Origin of the sequence: Enterobacter sp. BRE11 (assembly GCF_031844285.1) — a bacterium.
Lineage (GTDB): Bacteria > Pseudomonadota > Gammaproteobacteria > Enterobacterales > Enterobacteriaceae > Pantoea.
The window spans coordinates 235,440-249,954 of record NZ_JAUZUX010000003.1 but is presented as its reverse complement, the minus strand read 5'-3'; the positions used below and the strand labels follow the sequence as shown (position 1 = coordinate 249,954).

Here is a 14,515-nt window from a genome sequence, read left to right as displayed (position 1 = left end):
GAGTCGATCCAGGGTCCTCTCATTATCTCCTCCTTGTCCCATTACATACAGAGCACATAGTCGAGGTATGAAAATTTGAATGTTTACTTCTGGCTCGAAGCGTATAAGCTAGCTGATCTGAAGGTCCGTTATAAGCGAAGCGAGGAGCGGACTTTTGTCTATTTATGAAGAGAGAATGAGATAGTAGATCGTCTGAAAGCAGAGGAAATAAGCCCAGAGCGTGGCGGCGAACTAACTCATAGAGTGGTCATGAATACGAACAGTCGCCTGAATAAGTGGGGCTACTTGGACTAATTATCGGCTATGGTCAAGTGATATCCCGGCTATCAACCGGGAATTGATTTATGCTTTCGCACCTACATTATCAACGTTCGTAAGTTGTCCCGTTTGGGCGCATGTACATACCATCACTCAGATAAACGTCTTCGCCATCCTCAACACATAGGTCAGAATAAATATCGACCATGCTAGGTTCGACAATATTCGTCGAAATTTCATGAGCATCGAAGAGCTCAAAGAAGCGAGTGACCCATTCCTCGTTGACTTCATCTTGTATAGTTTTGCCGTGATCTATAGTAATGGAAAACATGGAGATGCAATTATTCTGAAAGCGGTCTACTTTTTTCTCAGGTTGAAGATGATTTTCTTGGGCTAACGTCTCAGCGACCGAAAAAAGGAGCTTCTGGTTTACTGGCAGCTTGTATCCGATAGTCAAACCACCCCCAGTGCGAATTCTCTCTTCAGGCCTCGTTGGTGTCTGCACTTCAAAAGAATTACCATCATCATTTTGAGCTAAAAAGCGGACGAAAACCGTGTCTCCACGGACTAACATCCAATCTTTTCCATGTTTTGGTTTCATTGCTTTAACTATCTGCGGTTGTAATGCTGACATGCTCATGGTGTTAGATACCGAAAAGAAAAACATGAAAGAGATTATACCGACGAGAGTGTTTTTTTATAGCTCCGCTACTCTTGGCGAGCATCACAGAAAATGACGCTTCAAGCCAACGAATCTACAATTCCAAATAATTTCAGACAGATATTATCTCCGTGAATCCCCGCCTTCCAGACTGGATCGCGAGGTTTTTAATTTTTCACGCTGAGACTACTGTATGAATAAACCTGATGGCCTTCAGGCCCTTGAACAACCGCTCGCGTCGCTTCCGCGCACGCTTCGCCAGCTTATTCTTGAACGTATCCAGAACCTGACCCATTACGAGCCGGTGATTGGCATCATGGGCAAAAGTGGTGCTGGTAAATCATCTATTTGCAACGAACTTTTCCGGGGCGAGGTGTCCCCGGTGAGTGACGTGAACTCCTGTACTCGCGACGTACTGCGCTTCCGATTGCGCAGCGGTCGTCACAGTCTGGTGATTGTCGATTTACCGGGGGTAGGTGAAAACGGGCGGCGGGATCAAGAATACCGTGCCCTGTACCGTCGAATCCTGCCGGAGTTGGACCTAGTGCTGTGGGTCATTAAGGCCGATGATCGGGCACTAACCGTGGACGAGCAGTTCTGGCACGGTGTAATGCAACCTTACAGGCAAAAGGTACTGTTTGTGATTAACCAGGCCGACAAAATCGAACCCTGTCATGAATGGGATACCCTCACCAGCAAGCCTTCACCGCACCAACTGGAAAATCTTAAAGCGAAGCAGGCAGCGATTATGGCGATGTTTAAACTGCATCATCCGGTCTGTGTGGTGTCCGCCCGCACTGGATGGGGCATTGAGGAGATGGTGGCAGCCATGATGCGCTGTCTGCCTGACCGCGCCACCAGCCCGGTGGTGACACAACTGCAAGGGAGACTCTGCACAGAGCCGGTAAAGTCGCAGGCCCGTGACAGTTTCGGTGACGCAGTGGGCCGGGTTTTTGATACGGTTGAGTCATTGTCATTCCTGCCTGCGCCACTGAAAACGGTGATTCGTACCGTGCGTGATGCGGTGGTGTCGGTCGCACGGGCCGTCTGGGACTGGATATTCTTCTGATATCGCAATTTTCTCTGCGAATGATGAACTGGTTGTTAATGATTTGTTGATTGTGGACACGTCCTTTCCACTGCGTTTTATCATCAATTAAATCAGGCGAAGCATCATTGTCTGTCAGACGAGCGCCCACAAGGCTGGACTGCTCATAAAAAATAGTTCCGATGTTGTCCATACCCTGTCCACTCCTTCCTTTAAAGTAATCAGTATTAATTCAGAGAGTTAACTTCTCAGGAGAAATCTTTCATGACGCTTCAGGAGCGGCGACATGACCGGCTTGCTGTCAGGTTGTCGTTGATTATTAGCCGCCTGGTGTCCGGTGAAACTCTATTTATTCGCAAACTGGCAACTGAATTCGGGGTGTCAGAGCGCACGCTGCGTCGTGACTTTCGGGAACGTCTGATGTATCTCGACCTGGATTACTACCAGGGGCAGTGCAGTCTGCGCTCGGATATTCACAGTACTCGGCAGGAAATAGATATTCTGACCTTTGCTCACCGCACGGGGTTGGCCGGAGTTTTCCCGGGCTTTGACCGGCGCCTGATCAGCAGCCTGCTGGACTGTGATGATCGACCCTGTCTGGTATGGCATCAGGACAGACCTCATCCCCCGGCCGGAAAGCTCTCCTTCTACAGGCTGGTCAGAGCTATTTCGGGATGTCAGCGCATCACCGTTCTGACTGAAGGGGAGCGTCATGAGGCCATCGCACCTTACCGGCTAATCGCGCTTGACGGTTATTGGTATCTTGTCGCTGAACATAACAGGCAATTACGTGTCTTCCGGCTGGATGAGATTCATCTGGTAAGGCCATCGCGGGAAACATTTATTCGTAGTGAGCTTCTCTATCAGCTGTCGGAGGATAAACATTTTATCTCTGCCTTACCTCATTTCCGTTTTATTCAGCAGTCGCTGAATTCATTTTCTCCTTCAGAAAGTCGGGGGCAATCCGGACAAACTGATTAGAGATGGTCCCCACAATTGAATGTAAGGTTAATCTAATAAATAAATTGAAATTATTGTCTTTACTACCAGTCATGTTTTTCCCCTTACTTATCGCAGGTAATGCTCACGCAGCACGTCCTTATTGCGGGTTCCTGCCTGCGGCAGTGAATAATAAAAGTGGGAATATATTCTGGTGTGATGCCCATCGACAGGTCAGAAAACTGTGTACAGCGACGGAAGTAGATTCAATGGGATGGTTTATTGTTGTTCGCTCGAAACCTTCCAGAGATTGTCCGGGGGGAATATGGGGGTGGATCACTCCCAGTAAAGACGATGTGGCAACAGGTTATACCATTACGCCAGGTAAAGAATTCAATCTCACCATGAAGGATATGTGCAGTTCCGATATGAAAGTAACGTTCCGCCCGAATAAAAAGGACCCTCGTTATGACGATCTCGTCGGGATTTATGCCGGGAAAGAAGCGTTTCGCTACAAACAAATAAAATAATCCAACTGTTTTTTCATTACTTTATTGTTTTAAACGACAAAAGCTTTATTACATGATTTGAGGACAACATTATGCGACTGCCTTACGTAATATTTACATTAGCTATGCTGGCTTCTGTATCAACAGCAGAGGCTATTCCCAATATGTGGACGAGTGGTTTTGGGATGGGCGTGACCGAATATATCATTACCAGCCCGGAGAAGGTGGTGTTTAATCTTAACTGTACTGGCAATCCGGATGCGCAGAATATTCTGCAACACGGTGTTGATCTCACCCTGCCTGATGGAACATCAGTAAGTTCTCATGACGACGGGACGGAAATAACGGTCGTCATGGATAAAAGTCAGTATCCGTTACCGTCATTCCTCGGCTGGCGAAACGGTGACAATGCCTGGGTGTCATTTATTGACGCGCTGAGCCAGGCTGGGAATTTTGATGTTTACGTCAACGATAAAAAAGTCGGCACCTTCAGTCCGGGGCTGAAGAATACGCAGAAAGAATTGTCTGACCTCAGTGGCTGCAGAACCACCCATTACAGCGATTAATCCTTCACATTTCAGTCCTCTACAGCCCGCAACATACCAACACCAGATAGCAACAGGCCATGCTCCTTCGGGAACATGGCCTTTTTTGTTTTTATTTCATTATCAGATAAGGAGTCACCCATGCGATTAGCCAGCCGTTTTGGCCGTATAAACCAGATACGCCGTGACCGGCCTCTGACCCACGAAGAGCTGATGAGCCATGTTCTCAGCGTGTTCGGGAGTGACAAGCATGAATCTCGTTCAGACCGTTATACCTACATCCCGACCATCACCATCCTCGAAAGTCTGCAGCGTGAAGGCTTTGAGCCGTTCTTTGCCTGCCAGACAAAGGTTCGCGACCAGAGCAAGCGGGAGCTCACCAAACACATGCTGCGCCTGCGTCGTGCCGGGCAACTGACCGGGCATCAGGTGCCGGAAATCATTTTGCTCAACAGCCATGACGGCTCCTCGAGCTACCAGATGCTGCCGGGGCTGTTTCGTGGCGTCTGTACCAACGGTCTGGTCTGCGGTCAGTCATTCGGCGAAGTGCGTGTACCACATAAAGGTAATGTTGTTGAGAAGGTAATTGAGGGGGCTTACGAAATACTCGGCGTGTTTGACCGGGTGGATGATAAACGCGATGCAATGCAGTCGCTGGCGCTGCCAGCACCGGCCCGTCACGCGCTGGCAAATGCCGCACTGAAGTATCGATTTGGTGAGGAACACCAGCCGGTCACGGTATCGCAGTTGTTGACCCCGCGTCGTCGGGAGGACTACAGCGATGACCTGTGGACCGTCTATCAGCGGGTACAGGAGAACCTAATGAAAGGTGGTCTGTCAGGGCGAACCGCACAGGGGAAAAGCAACCGCACCCGTGCTATTACCGGTATTGATGGTGACGTGAAGCTCAATCGCGCCCTGTGGGTTATGGCAGAAAACATGCTCGCGTTTTTCGAGCGTTAAACAACCGTTCCGGCATAAGGAGATAATTTAATGGAGACACACAACCCTGAGTCCGCTGAGCAGGCAGCAATTACTGCCTCGGTGGTCCCTGACGAGCTACGCATCGGCTTCTGGCCGCAGCACTTTGGCTCCATCCCACAATGGATAACCCTTGAGCCCCAAATCTTCGGCTGGATGGATCGCCTGTGCGCTGATTACAGCGGCGGCGTCTGGAGCTTTTACACACTCAACAATAGCGGCACATTTATGGCTCCGGAGCCTGACGGTGAGAAATGGACGTTGTTCAACCCGATGAATGGCAACGGCGCGGAACTTACTGGAGAAGCGGCAGGGATAGTCGCCTGCCTGATGGCATTCAGCCACCACGCTTGCCGCACCGAGTGTGACGCGATGACTGAACACTATTATCGCTTACGCAACTACGCGCTGAACCATCCAGAGTGCAGCGCCATTATGCATCTCATCGACTGAGGGATACCGAACATGAATACCGCATTATCCCCGCTGTCAACGCAGCCTGAACTCTTTCCACTGGCGATTATGGCCCAGCATGGTTATTTGCTCCCCGCGACCTCCGGATTGACACCCTATGCCCAACGCACCATTCGTCGTGCCATCAACCTGTTGGAAAAATATCTGCGCCAGCCCGGCATGTCATTTACCTCAAGCACGGCTGCCCGTGACTGGCTTCGGTTGCATCTGGCAGGGCAAGAACGGGAGGTGTTTATGGTGCTCTATCTCGATAATCAGCACCGTTTACTAGAGAGCGAAACGCTATTTGCCGGTTCGGTTAACCATGTCCAGGTCCATCCTCGAGAGGTAGTGAAGTCAGCGCTTCGCTTCAATGCTGCCGCTGTCGTGCTGGCGCATAACCATCCATCCGGTGATCCGGAGCCCAGCCAATGCGATCGCAACATTACGGGCAGGCTTAAAGAAGCCCTGGCACTGGTTGATGTGAACATACTCGATCATCTGGTTGTCGGTTCAGATGGCATTGTGTCGTTTGCAGAGCGAGGCTGGATATGAGGGTACTTCAATGAAATCTACTGACTCAGAGAACGATTCATTTCTCCAGTGGGGGCTGAATCGTAATGTGACGCCTTGCTTTGGCGCTCGTCTGGTACAGGAGGGATACCGGCTGCACTATCTGGTTGACCGGGCCAGCATTACCGGTGAATTCAGTAACGCAGAATCTTTGAAGTTGGATGAAGTATTCCCACATTTTATAAGCCAGATGGAGTCGATGTTGACTACTGGTGAAATGAATTCTCGTCAGGCCCACTGTGTCACCCTGTACCACAATGGTTTCACCTGCGAAGCCGATACACTTGGCAGTTGCGGCTATGTATACATCGCCGTTTACCCCACTCAACGTTAACTACTTTCACAAGAGCAAATATGAAAACTTTACCTGCAACAACTCCGCAGGCGGCGACGCTATGTCTGTCGCCTGTGGCAGTCTGGCAAATGCTGATTGCACGCCTGCTGGAACAGCATTATGGCCTGACACTCAACGACACACCATTCAGTGATGAAACGGTAATTCAGGAACATATCGATGCCGGTATATCTTTGGCCGATGCCGTTAATTTTCTGGTGGAAAAGTACGGGCTGGTTCGTATTGATCGCAGGGGATTCAACTGGCAAGAACAGTCCCCATATCTGCGGGCAGTCGATATTCTGCGGGCGCGACAGGCAACTGGTTTATTGAAAAGAAATCGTATTAACGCGGCACGGTGAACATCGGGAATAGCCTTCCTGATTCACACTGCAGCTTTCCTTACTTATTTACTCATTCCAAAAAGCACCTGCCGATGCTGGTTGGTGCTTTTACTTATATGGACGAAATATCATGCCAATTGAAGCTGTAATTTTAACTGGGCACATTATCGCAAGTACAATCCGGGAATTCTGGGCCGTCGTTGTTGATGGTTTTGACGCATGCGACGAACAAGCTTATGATCCAGCTTAATTTCTTTTCCTCATGAAGGGACTGGTATGGGCAACAGAATGTGGATGATTCGTGGCGATGGCGGCAAGCTCTATGACGATTTTCGCGATAAGCAAATTGTAGGCATCGGTTGGTCTCAGCTGGCTCCATTAGTCAAACCCGGCCTGTCCCGAGCCCAGTTACTCGCCTTATACCAGGAGGCAGATCCCTTAACAAAGCTGGGAACAGCCCGTTCTGGTGCATCGCAGGTCTGGCGTTTTGTGAATGAGATCCAAAAGGGTGATTGGGTTATTACTTATTCGCCAGCCAATCGTACTTATCTGCTAGGTAAGGTTACATCTGATTTCCAGTACCACCCTGAATGGGTAGAAGAGGGGATGGGAATCGCTCGACAGGTTAAATGGAATACTGAAGAAATCGATCGCGATCGATTGTCTGTTGCTACCAAAAACACATTGGGCTCCACGCTGACGGTTTTCCAGCTTCCAGAATATGCTCTAGAAGAGCTTTTGCAGGATAAGAAACCCACTGCAGATGTAATTACTCAGAATCCAATTGTGATAGATGAAGATGAGGTCGTTTCTGATCCGCTCCGCGATATGGAAATGCTGGCGTTCGAGGGTATCAAAGACCGCATCAACTCTCTTGATTGGGACGAGATGCAAAATCTGGTTGCCGGAGTTTTACGCAGTATGGGCTATAAAACGCAGGTGTCACCAGCGGGAGCCGATCGGGGTAAAGATATCATTGCTTCACCTGATGGATTCGGCTTTGAAAATCCACGTATTATCGTTGAGGTAAAGCACCGCAGGGAACAGATGGGAAGCCAACAGATACGCAGCTTTATCGGCGGTCGCCATAAAGACGATCGCGGGCTTTATGTCAGTACAGGGGGTTTTACGAAAGATGCTCGATATGAAGCCGACCGTTCGACGATACCACTGACGCTCTGGACACTTGATGATCTCGTCCGTGCGCTTATTGAGAACTACGAGCAAGTTGATATCGAGACTAAACTTTTGGTGCCTCTGAAGAAAACTTTCCTACCTGCCTGAATCTTGCTTTGATAGCCATATCGGTGTTCTACTGATATGGCTTTATACCCACTCGAAATGTCTATTTTTTGTACGGATTTTCACTTGTGGGTACAAGTGCGGGTATAACTATTTACCCCTGTTTATAAACAACATTGATATCAGTCTATTAGGTGTTTAATTCGAGTCCGGCCTTCGCACCGTTTATCCTGAAGGATGTCGCTCTAAGGCACCTTGTTTAAGCTTTTGACAATATCAATTCTTACCTCAAAATGTTAATTCAATAAATGCCAAAACTGACTAGATCAATCGGTCACTGAGGATGATGAAGCTGAAAAATAAAAGTATGTCTTAATCAGCCAGAGATTGGCACAATCAGGCAATACGACGATAAATCAGCGAAATAGTTTAATGAAAAATAGCCCGTTAAGTACAACGGGCTTTCAATGTTCAAAACTCCCGAGATAGCGTTATATAGCCGTTATATTTCACCGAGCACTCATCATCGTTTACGAATGCCGAAGAGATAAATTCATCACGCTTATTTTCCCTGTCCGTAAATATGTATTTAGCCGTTACGGTCAGCACATGACCATTACGATATATGTCGTAATAATCTTTCTCAGCAAGCTCTGGATTTTTCTTGCTGTCAGCAATAGCAAGCTTCCGGGCAAACAGTTCAGATACTGGTTTAATGCTTAATATTTCAACAGCAGTTTTATTATACTGAATTGTGGTCAGGTCGATACCGAGATCGTTTTTAATACTTGCGAGAAACATTCCTTCAACAAAATGTCCCGGAGCTGCGCATTCACTACCTGGCAGATCCGCTGCATGGCTTAACGATGGCATAAATGCTATAGCTAGTAATGCCTTTTTAATCATTGTACAACCTCCAGCGTTGCCCCTATATCTTTGCTTACGAGTAACCGCGCAGCATGACCCATAATGATACAGCCTTCCGATGCGGATCCAGGGACGCTATGAATTATAAACCTCCTGAATGTACACGCCATTCGGCTGTCAGAATTGACCAGAATCAAATGATGGCGATTATATGCACAGTAAATGAATAACAATTAAGACCGTCCTGCCGCTGAGATATGTTGAAAGCCAGGGTGAATAGATCGATGAGCCTGCGTGACATGGCCGTGAGCAGCGAAGAGAGGATTTTACTCAATGTGAGATTTTTAATATAGATAGTTTGAAATAAAATCTATGATTTAGTTGGTGACATTCCCCGAATGCTTTTTATTCTTTTATTCAAAATGAATTGTTCGTTTATATATTGAAATCGTTTCAGCAGCACAATTATTTAACCTGTTTCAATCTGGACTTATTCCCATTTCTCTGATGATATATACAGGTATTTAGCGCGGCGCGGATGTGCTGCAACACCTCCGCGCCGCTAATCACAACTACTATTGAAAAGGAATAGTAATCATGACTAACGCGCATTCTATTGCACAACCGACCGAACCAGAAGTCTTCCCATCAAATAATCGCCAAATAACCGTTGGCTATGCGAGTCGCTATCCGGATTATCGTCGAACGCCCGCCATCACCATGAAAGGGCAGTGGCTGGAAGCTGCAGGTTTTACCACTGGCACGATGGTTGAGGTGAAGATAATGAAAGGCTGCATTGTGCTTACCGCCCAGCAGCAAGAGACTGAACTCATGCAGTCGCTGCGTCAGGCGTGCAAGCTATCAGCGCGGAAACAAAAGCAGGTACTGGAATTTATCAAAGTTATCGCCGGTAAACAAAAAGCTGCCTGAATAGTAAACCGCTCCTGATACAGCATCGGGGGCGGTTAAATATCAAATACCCGTTTTCCCAACTAACACATTCACCCACCGGTCACTCCGCTCCCTTCGCCGATCCTCACTTATCCACTCCTGCATCACCCTCAGCTCATCAATCCTGTTCTCCCTCAACATCCCTGCAATCTCCCCCTCGCGCATATCCGTAAACGCCCGACCATTATTCTCCCTCTCACCCTGACCATGCTTAAAAGACGCATATAGCACGCCGCCAGCCTTCAACGCCTTCCCCAGCCGCCTGAACACCTCTGGCAGTTCCGCGCGCGATACATGCAGCAGCGAGGCGCAGCACCAGATCCCGTCATAGCGCGCAACCGCATCCAGCTCCTGAAACCGCATCACCTTAACCGGCAGGCCGCTATGCTGACTTGCCAGCTCAGCCAGTTCCGGCGAGGCATCGAACGCCTCTACCTGAAATCCCTGTTCAGCAAAGGCTTTGGCATCGCGTCCTGAACCACAACCCGCATCCAGAACAGATCCATGCGCAGGGAGCAGGGCAGTGAAGCGATCGCGGATCTCGGCCATATCAACCGCGACCGTGCTCTCGAAGAACTGCTGCGCATTGCGCTGATAGTAGCGTTGCGTACTCAAAATAAGGCGTCTCCACAAGCCTGAGGCTGCCAGATATGGAACAACACGCTGCGCGCCGCCTGCCAGCCTGATGCCAGAAAGCTGCGCCGCGTCGCTTCACTATTGCCGGTCTGCTGAATCAGCGTCTCGCGCAGCGGCAGATGGCTGTTAATAAAATACTCGTTGCGCTTGTGCAACCGTTCCAGCAGCGACTGCGACGGGATATGGGCGAACTTGCCTTCCTTACCGCGATTACAGCTCTGACACGCCAGCACCAGATTCCAGACGCCGTTGAGGTTCGGCACCTGGTCACGCGCCGCCCAGGGAATAAAGTGATCGACATCGGTGAGATCCGCGTGGCCGCGCTCAAGGCTGACCGGCCGATAGCAGTAGAAGCAGCGTCCTTTCTGGTAGCCGTTCAGGCTGTTGCGACAGCTGGTGATATCGACGCGTCGCTCGCGCTGGCGCGTAAACAGAACCTGCTGCTCGCTGTCATATTCCACCGCCACCAGGTTACGTGACACGCCCATCGACCAGGCCTGTTCGACCAGCCGCCAGCGCGCATCGGTCTCATGGATGAGGTTCTGAAACTGCTGGGTCTCGGTCAGCTTAAAGAACGCCTCGGTAAGCCGGATACCTTTTTGCGTTTTACGTTCATCAAGAAAAAAGCGCACGTCAATCTCCGCGCGGTTCACGTTGTGAAAGGCATCAATCACGTTAGCGAAGCCGCGCTTAACGGTAACCGCCAGCAGCGCCTCTTCAGTGATTTCGCCCTGATTGAACTGCATGCATGCGTCGAGGAACTGGCTGCTTTTTGTGGTGATCTGCTTTGGCGCCTGCTCGAGATGACGGCACAGATGCTGGCTAAACGGACGCGCCAGCGCGTCCAGAGAGATGAGATCGTTGCCCTGCGTATGCAGATCGTACAGCGCATGCGCCAGCGCGAATTTGTAGGATGCGACGTTGTTGCCGAACAGAATGACGCCTCGCCAGTAGTTCTCCAGCGTGGGATCGGCCTGATAAAAAAGCATGTTGCCTTGTCCTGAACGAAGCCGATTTGCGAGCTGGCTTCCAGATTAACGAAACAAGTAACAGCTTTGCATAACAGGGGAAGAAATGCATCCCGGACCCGATCCCTAATCCCATTCCCGCATACCCTTTCCCCAACTTCTTCTAAAAACCCCTTGCGATAACATATAGCGCTTCACTATTTCCCGATGCGTTTTATTAGTGCGAGGGTAAATCCGGGCATCCTATCTGGAAAACGCACAATGACCTGGACAAGCTTACCGGTGCTGGATCTGGCGCAACTCGCCGGCAGCGAAACCGAACAAACCGACTTTTTAACCCGCCTGCGCGAAAGCGCGCGCGACGTGGGCTTTTTCTACCTCATCAACCACGGCATCAATCCGCAGCTGCAGCAGAACGTGCAGAGCATTACGCGCGCCTTTTTCGATCTGCCGCAGGAAGAGAAGCTGCGCGTCTCGATGATCCACTCGCCGCACTTCCGCGGCTATAACCTGGCGGGCGTAGAGTACACCCGCGAGCAGCGGGACCAGCGCGAGCAGTTCGATATCGGCGCGGATCGCGAGCCGCTGCTGCTGCAGCCGGACGATGCGGCGTGGAAGCGTCTGCAGGGGCCGAACCTCTGGCCGGAGGCGCTGCCGCAGCTGCGTCCGGTGATCAACGCCTGGCAGCAGGAGATGACAGCCGTGGCGCTGCGCCTGCTGCGCGCCTTCGCCCGTTCGCTGTCGCTGCCGGAGGACGCCTTCGACGCGCTCTATGGCCGCTATCCCAACGAGCACGTCAAGCTGATCCGCTATCCCGGACAGAGCGCCGAGGAGAGCCAGCAGGGCGTCGGCGCGCATAAAGACTCCGGCTTTCTCACCTTCCTGCTGCAGGACGAGCAGCGCGGGCTACAGGTGGAGGTGACGCCGGGCAACTGGGTCGATGCCGCGCCGAAGCCGGGCGCGTTCGTGGTGAATATCGGTGAGCTGCTGGAGCTGGCGACCAACGGCTATCTGCGCGCCACCGTGCACCGCGTGCTCTCGCCGCCAGCAGGGCAGGAGCGCATCTCCATCGCCTTTTTCCTCGGCGCGCAGCTCGACACTCAGGTGCCGATCTACCAGCTGCCCGACGCGCTGGCGGCGGAAGCGCGGGGGCCGACCAGCGATCCCGCCAATCCGCTCATCCGCGACGTGGGCTGGAACTACCTCAAAGGACGTTTACGCTCGCACCGCGATGTGGCGCAGCGCTATTACGGCGATTATCTCAAGACACTTTCATAAGGGGACTGCATGAAAAAGAAGATAATCCGTAATGCTGATGCGGTAAGGCGGGGCAGGGCCGCGCGCCTCATCCCGCTACGGCGTCCGCCATGATTTACCGCTGCCTTTTAATGACGCGGGATCCTGACCGGCGGCGTCTCTGTCCAGTCAGGCCGCTCGCCAGACATCACCGCCCGCTGCTGCGAGGGCGTCATCGACTGGAAAATATCCGGCATCGCGCGCCGGGTGTTATCCGGCGCTCTGCTCGCCGAATCGTTATCGTAACTACAGGCGGATAAGCCGCAGGCAATCAGCGTCGACACAAGAAGCTTTTTCATCAATCCTTTTCCCCAAATGACAATCAGGAAGCTGCCGAAGAGCGAAAGGGCAGTCGCCGCTCCGATCGGCGCGTCGTTTGGCATAATTTCTCGCTAATATTATCAGGACGCGCCACGCGAAACGTAGCGCCACCCACAACTACGGCTGACGCTATGCAATTACGGTTTTTTCGAGGATGGATGCTCGCAGCCCTGGCGCTTTTGCTGGGCGGATGCGCGCGCTCCGACGCGCTACGGATGGTGACGCAGGATCTCTGCATGCCCCACTACCACCTTCGGCGCGATCCGGCGCCCTGCCAGCAGATCTATCAGCCGCAGAGCGAAGCGCAGGGCTTCAGCGTCCTGCAGAACCCGCGCTACCCCTACCATTTTATCCTGGTGCCAAACCTGGCGATGTCCGGTATCGAGAGCATCGCGCTGTCGCGCCAGGGCCGCACCGACTACTTCGGCTACGCCTGGCTGATGCGCTACCGCCTGATGGTGGCGTATGGCGCCGAAGTTCCTGAGGACAGGCTGGGCATGGCGATTAACTCTGCGTATGGACGCAGCCAGAATCAGCTGCATATTCATCTCACCTGCCTGCGCGAAGATGTGCGCCGCCAGCTGCAGGCGGAGCGACCTTATATTGATGAGCAGTGGCGGCCCTTGCACGATCGCCTGCTGAACCATACCTACTATGCCCGCCGCGTGATGCAGCCCGCGGCGATGGGCATCTATCCCATCGCCTCGGTGGCGCGTCACTTTCAGCTGTCGCCGCCGCAGCTGGCGGAGTATGGCGTGGCGTTGATACCCACGACCTTCTCGGGAGAGAAGGGATTTATCCTGCTGACCACGCGGCGCGGCTGGGATAAGGGCAACCGCGCCTCGGTGGAGTCTTTGCTGGATAAACGCTGCGAGATACTTTCGCCTGGGCATTAAGCCTGAAAGTAAAAAGACAGGGCGTAGTCGCGCCAGCAGAAACGTGCTTTGGTGTGAGGGGGTATCCCGATAGAGAACGGTTATTCGCACCTTTCCTGCCCTGCTACGGAACTGTCAGGCTGTACAGATTGTCTTTATCCTGATCTACTCTTAACAAAATCAATCAACGTGGAAAACATTATGCGCAGGACTCAGAACGCACTCTTTTTAGCGGGACTACTGTTTGGCTCGCTGAGCCTTGTTCCCGCCGCACAGGCTGAAGGCGACGCCACCGATACCGTTCCGCCGCCGCCGCAGGTTCAGCAGCAGGCGCCTGCCGATGCGCAGCCGCAGCAGGGCGACACCCCCGACAGCAGCGGCCAGCCGCCGCTGGGACCAAACGCCGAAGAGCCGGAAACGGGCAGCACGCCGTCTCCCGCGCCGGATGCGAACGCCGGCAGCCCGCAGGCGCAGTCAAACTACGATCTCAACCGCATCATCATCGACTACAAAGATTACAAAATCGGCGACAACGTGCCGCAGCAGTATCTCGACAAATCCTACAACATCGTTGAGTGGCAGAAGCGTAACCTGCCCGCGCCGGAAACCGGCAGCCACTGGACCTATATCGGCGGCAACTATCTGCTGATTACCAATGACGTGGGTAAAATCCTGAAAGCGGAGTCGGGCGATATCTACTATCGCGGCTAAGCG

19 protein-coding genes are annotated in these 14,515 nt (G+C 51.8%); 14 read left to right on the top strand and 5 right to left on the bottom strand.

Annotated features, from left to right (window positions below; all coding sequences use genetic code 11):
• Positions 1–364: 364 nt before the first annotated feature.
• The gene (locus tag Q9R34_RS04990) at positions 365–892 is read right to left on the bottom strand and encodes a hypothetical protein (protein WP_232675458.1); all 528 of its coding nucleotides are present in this window, start codon (positions 890–892) and stop codon (positions 365–367) included.
• Between the two features lie 220 nt (positions 893–1,112).
• On the opposite strand from Q9R34_RS04990, the gene Q9R34_RS04985 reads away from it, so the two are divergent.
• The 10 genes from Q9R34_RS04985 (at position 1,113) to Q9R34_RS04940 (ending at position 7,929) form a co-directional block, all read left to right on the top strand.
• The gene (locus Q9R34_RS04985) at positions 1,113–1,988 is read left to right on the top strand and encodes a GTPase family protein (RefSeq protein ID WP_164474326.1); all 876 of its coding nucleotides are present in this window, start codon (positions 1,113–1,115) and stop codon (positions 1,986–1,988) included.
• Between the two features lie 243 nt (positions 1,989–2,231).
• Positions 2,232–2,948, top strand: coding sequence for a helix-turn-helix transcriptional regulator (locus Q9R34_RS04980; RefSeq protein ID WP_032689717.1), 717 nt, complete (start codon positions 2,232–2,234; stop codon positions 2,946–2,948).
• 2 nt (positions 2,949–2,950) lie between these two features.
• Entirely contained in the window at positions 2,951–3,436 is a 486-nt protein-coding gene (locus tag Q9R34_RS04975; protein ID WP_485892612.1) for a hypothetical protein, read from the top strand.
• Positions 3,437–3,507: 71 nt separating this feature from the next.
• Positions 3,508–3,981 carry a hypothetical protein gene (locus Q9R34_RS04970; RefSeq protein WP_164474324.1) on the top strand — a complete coding sequence of 158 codons (474 nt, stop codon included), beginning with the start codon at positions 3,508–3,510 and terminating at the stop codon, positions 3,979–3,981.
• A 120-nt stretch (positions 3,982–4,101) separates the two neighbouring features.
• On the top strand, positions 4,102–4,923 hold the full coding sequence (locus Q9R34_RS04965) for a DUF932 domain-containing protein (protein WP_485892610.1): 822 nt from the start codon (positions 4,102–4,104) through the stop codon (positions 4,921–4,923).
• 30 nt (positions 4,924–4,953) lie between these two features.
• Positions 4,954–5,394: an antirestriction protein gene (locus Q9R34_RS04960; RefSeq protein ID WP_485892609.1), complete on the top strand. Its 441-nt coding sequence runs from the start codon at positions 4,954–4,956 to the stop codon at positions 5,392–5,394.
• 12 nt (positions 5,395–5,406) lie between these two features.
• Positions 5,407–5,949 (top strand): RadC family protein, encoded by a 543-nt coding sequence (radC, locus tag Q9R34_RS04955; protein ID WP_164474321.1) that lies wholly within the window; start codon positions 5,407–5,409, stop codon positions 5,947–5,949.
• Between the two features lie 10 nt (positions 5,950–5,959).
• On the top strand, positions 5,960–6,301 hold the full coding sequence (locus Q9R34_RS04950; RefSeq protein ID WP_164474320.1) for a type IV toxin-antitoxin system YeeU family antitoxin: 342 nt from the start codon (positions 5,960–5,962) through the stop codon (positions 6,299–6,301).
• Positions 6,302–6,321: 20 nt separating this feature from the next.
• Positions 6,322–6,663: a TA system toxin CbtA family protein gene (locus Q9R34_RS04945; protein ID WP_485892608.1), complete on the top strand. Its 342-nt coding sequence runs from the start codon at positions 6,322–6,324 to the stop codon at positions 6,661–6,663.
• Positions 6,664–6,921: 258 nt separating this feature from the next.
• Positions 6,922–7,929 carry a restriction endonuclease gene (locus Q9R34_RS04940; RefSeq protein ID WP_000528271.1) on the top strand — a complete coding sequence of 336 codons (1,008 nt, stop codon included), beginning with the start codon at positions 6,922–6,924 and terminating at the stop codon, positions 7,927–7,929.
• A gap of 429 nt (positions 7,930–8,358) precedes the next feature.
• Here Q9R34_RS04940 and Q9R34_RS04935 read toward each other — a convergent pair whose 3' ends face one another.
• Positions 8,359–8,793: a Shiga toxin A subunit gene (locus tag Q9R34_RS04935; protein WP_485892607.1), complete on the bottom strand. Its 435-nt coding sequence runs from the start codon at positions 8,791–8,793 to the stop codon at positions 8,359–8,361.
• Between the two features lie 558 nt (positions 8,794–9,351).
• On the opposite strand from Q9R34_RS04935, the gene symE reads away from it, so the two are divergent.
• Complete coding sequence (gene symE, locus Q9R34_RS04930) at positions 9,352–9,684, top strand: endoribonuclease SymE (protein ID WP_485892605.1); 333 nt, start codon at positions 9,352–9,354, stop codon at positions 9,682–9,684.
• A gap of 42 nt (positions 9,685–9,726) precedes the next feature.
• On the opposite strand, the gene Q9R34_RS04925 is transcribed toward symE, so the two are convergent.
• Positions 9,727–10,320 (bottom strand): class I SAM-dependent methyltransferase, encoded by a 594-nt coding sequence (locus tag Q9R34_RS04925; RefSeq protein ID WP_485892604.1) that lies wholly within the window; start codon positions 10,318–10,320, stop codon positions 9,727–9,729.
• Entirely contained in the window at positions 10,317–11,330 is a 1,014-nt protein-coding gene (locus Q9R34_RS04920) for an HNH endonuclease (RefSeq protein WP_485892603.1), read from the bottom strand. Before Q9R34_RS04920 ends, Q9R34_RS04925 begins: the two co-directional genes overlap by 4 nt.
• A 240-nt stretch (positions 11,331–11,570) precedes the next feature.
• Here Q9R34_RS04920 and Q9R34_RS04915 point away from each other — a divergent pair, with 240 nt between their 5' ends.
• Positions 11,571–12,587 (top strand): isopenicillin N synthase family dioxygenase, encoded by a 1,017-nt coding sequence (locus Q9R34_RS04915; RefSeq protein ID WP_485892601.1) that lies wholly within the window; start codon positions 11,571–11,573, stop codon positions 12,585–12,587.
• Between the two features lie 107 nt (positions 12,588–12,694).
• On the opposite strand, the gene Q9R34_RS04910 is transcribed toward Q9R34_RS04915, so the two are convergent.
• Positions 12,695–12,904 (bottom strand): hypothetical protein, encoded by a 210-nt coding sequence (locus Q9R34_RS04910; protein ID WP_485892600.1) that lies wholly within the window; start codon positions 12,902–12,904, stop codon positions 12,695–12,697.
• 180 nt (positions 12,905–13,084) lie between these two features.
• On the opposite strand from Q9R34_RS04910, the gene Q9R34_RS04905 reads away from it, so the two are divergent.
• Together Q9R34_RS04905 and Q9R34_RS04900 are read left to right on the top strand one after the other, a co-directional pair.
• Positions 13,085–13,822, top strand: a complete 738-nt coding sequence (locus tag Q9R34_RS04905; protein ID WP_485892598.1) for a CDP-diacylglycerol diphosphatase — start codon at positions 13,085–13,087, stop codon at positions 13,820–13,822.
• 180 nt (positions 13,823–14,002) lie between these two features.
• Positions 14,003–14,512 (top strand): RcnB family protein, encoded by a 510-nt coding sequence (locus tag Q9R34_RS04900; protein ID WP_485892597.1) that lies wholly within the window; start codon positions 14,003–14,005, stop codon positions 14,510–14,512.
• Positions 14,513–14,515 lie beyond the last annotated feature (3 nt).